The sequence below is a fragment of the Bacteroides sp. An279 genome (genome assembly GCF_002159615.1).
Lineage (GTDB): Bacteria > Bacteroidota > Bacteroidia > Bacteroidales > Bacteroidaceae > Phocaeicola > Phocaeicola intestinalis.
On record NZ_NFJA01000171.1, the window covers coordinates 1 to 2,830 of the forward strand.

General features: G+C 37.4%; 3 protein-coding genes and 2 tRNA genes. 3 read left to right on the forward strand and 2 right to left on the reverse strand.

All coding sequences use genetic code 11. The annotated features are described in order from the left end of the window. The first annotated feature begins 285 nt into the window (after positions 1–285). From B5F78_RS17985 to B5F78_RS16295, 3 genes are all read left to right on the forward strand, one after another. Positions 286–420, forward strand: coding sequence for a hypothetical protein (locus B5F78_RS17985; RefSeq protein ID WP_255376644.1), 135 nt, complete (start codon positions 286–288; stop codon positions 418–420). A gap of 95 nt (positions 421–515) precedes the next feature. Beyond that, positions 516–591, forward strand: a tRNA-Glu gene (locus tag B5F78_RS16290). Positions 592–605: 14 nt separating this feature from the next. After that, positions 606–692 (forward strand) — tRNA-Ser (locus B5F78_RS16295). A 274-nt stretch (positions 693–966) separates the two neighbouring features. Here B5F78_RS16295 and B5F78_RS16300 read toward each other — a convergent pair. Both B5F78_RS16300 and B5F78_RS17670 read right to left on the reverse strand, forming a co-directional pair. Continuing rightward, the gene (locus B5F78_RS16300) at positions 967–2,388 is read right to left on the reverse strand and encodes an undecaprenyl-phosphate glucose phosphotransferase (protein WP_087407235.1); all 1,422 of its coding nucleotides are present in this window, start codon (positions 2,386–2,388) and stop codon (positions 967–969) included. A gap of 252 nt (positions 2,389–2,640) precedes the next feature. Further along, the coding region (locus tag B5F78_RS17670; protein WP_204502753.1) for a hypothetical protein at positions 2,641–2,830 on the reverse strand (190 nt) is incomplete at its 5' end.

The following is a 2,830-nucleotide window of genomic DNA, read 5'->3' on the forward strand; positions in this document are numbered from 1 at the left end:
TCCTGTTCTTCGTCAGATAGCCCGCTATCTTCCTCATCACAGAAGCGAAAATGCCTCAAAAACTCATCCCAAATCATCGCACGATAAATTCAAAACAGCTTCTAAAAAACTGATTTCAAGCATGCCTTTTAATGAACATAAGTGAGTTAGCCGTTTCACATAAGTAAGTTATGCGTTTCACATAAGTAAGTCAGTCCTATCACTTATGTTCGTTTGAGAATGTCAGCATGTGAATGTGTCCTGCAACGACATCAGCAAAACGCACAAATCCATACCGCGCATAGTATGAAAATAGAAAATAAGGACATTCATAAAATAGAAAACCATAGATTGAAAAAAAATAGTTTTAAAAACTTGCCCAATTCAAAGAAAAGCCATACCTTTGCAGCCGGAAAAGAAAAAGAAAGATTTTCAATTTAATCAAAACCTATTAAAGGCTTGTTAAGAAGAATGTCATTCTTTTCAGTAGCAATGAAAGGACAAACCGGTCCGGCAATTGCTACAAAAGTTCAGATGGCGCTTTCGTCTAGTGGCCTAGGACGCGGCCCTCTCACGGCTGAAACACGGGTTCGATTCCCGTATGCGCTACCAACCTAAATTATATTGGAAGTTTGGGTGAGTGGCTGAAACCAGCAGTTTGCTAAACTGCCGTACGGGTTACCGTACCGGGGGTTCGAATCCCCCAGCTTCCGCTATAACTACTGGACAGAAGTGAATAAGGTCCCATAAATCAATGATTTGTGGGACTTTTTTTTACAACTAAAAGTCCACAGAAAACAACATTGTATCTTGTATTATACATAATACATTCAGGGCAAACGCATCTAAATTATACAGATTATCATCTACAGCAGCATTACACGTCCTCCAAAGACTGCCTTTGGATACCCCAAAACGTATATCCCAAGGGCAGTGTTTTGCAGAAATCAAATGCGTCGGCCCTGATAGTACCGTATCTTGATTTTATCAATAAGCATTTTTTTCACCATGAATGGCATTACGGACTGTGCGGTAGATGATATATAAATCCAACCCGAAACTCCAGTGCTCAATATACCAGATATCACCTAAGATACGTCCTTCCATATCTTTTAATTCTTTGGTTTCCCCCCGATATCCCGTCACTTGGCTCCAGCCTGTTATGCCTGGCTTAACAAAATGACGTACCATATATTTATTAATCAATTTAGAATATTCTTGTGTATGTTTCAGCATATGGGGACGTGGTCCGACTATACTCATGTCACCTAGTAATACGTTGATAAATTGAGGCAATTCGTCTATATTGGTTTTACGCATAATATCCCCCCATCTTGTTTTACGCGGATCATTTTTAGTAGCTTGTACGGTATCAGCATCTTTGTTGACCTTCATAGAGCGGAATTTGATGCAATAAAATTCCTTATCGTTCAGTCCATTACGTTTCTGGCGGAAAAATATCGGACCAGGCATGGTTAATTTGGTAACGATAGCCACAATGATAAAAATGATAGGAAAGAAAGTACATAAGAACAAGAGTGAAAATGCAATATCGAAAGCACGTTTCAAGAACTTGTTTTCCGGACGGCTTAAAGGGTCTGGGCGCAAACTGAGGTAAGGCACATTACCCATCATATTGAAATATACCCGGTTATGTAGATAGTTGCGAAGATTAGGAACGCTGTAAAAATGTACCACATTATTCTCGCAATAATTGATAATGGGCAAAATGACATCTGCTTTTCGCGATGGAAGACAACAGAAAAGATAATGAATATAAGGATGAGCAGAAAGATAGTGTTCCACTTCTTCCGGCTTGCCTAGATAAGTGCAATGTTCATTATCCATGTTAGGATTTGGTTCATCATCAAAATATCCCACAACCCCATAACCACTTGCCGGGTCATCGGTCAATTCATGGTATAACTCGATATTGTTTGGAGTACTTCCCACCAAAACTACATAGTGTATGTTTTTTTTGTTGTTCCGGTAAATTTTCAGGCATGTGCGGAACATAAGCCTGTATATACTTATAATAAGGAATAAGGCAGACAGATAAGCTGCATAAAATAATGATATGACATTAAAATGCATACCTACCGTTAATAAAAAACCACTTACAATGGTAAAATAGAATACATTACGAAATACACGTGCAACAATTTGATACGAATGTACCTTTTGTCTATGTAATATAACCCCTCCACGCATTGTGCATAATAAATAGCAAAGCGACATTACTATAAGAATCTGGGGTAAACTGGAATTAAACGAAACAGGCTTGTCCATCATGTTGCCCCAATAATAAAAAGCATAAAACAATCCATTACATAGGCATAAGTCCCCCATTATCACAAAAGCCTGGATGATACTGTTGTATCTTAGGATGCGATTGCTATTACTCTCCATATAAAATAAGGTTTTAGTTAGACTTTATTTAGTAATCAATTCCTTTAAAATAGTTTCTTCGTCTTTTGCCTGTCTGTTTGTTTATTGTGCAAAGATTGTAGAAATTTTAAAGAAAAGCAAATTTTACCCCCTCAAAATCTCATTGATATTTAAATATATGTTAAATAACACACGATTTTTCTTATATATGTATGTTGAATAACATAATATATATATCTTTGCATCGTGTTTTTCATGGTATTAGATTTAAGGTTAATGAAGATTGGGAATCTGGGAAGATTCCCTTTTTTTATGCTTGCTTTTTCCGATGCATATCAGTCCATCCAGAGCCACTTTAGAAGCTGTTTTGAATTTATCGTGCGATGATTTGGGATGAGTTTTTGAGGCATTTTCGCTTCTGTGATGAGGAAGATAGCGGGCTATCTGACGAAGAACAGGAGCG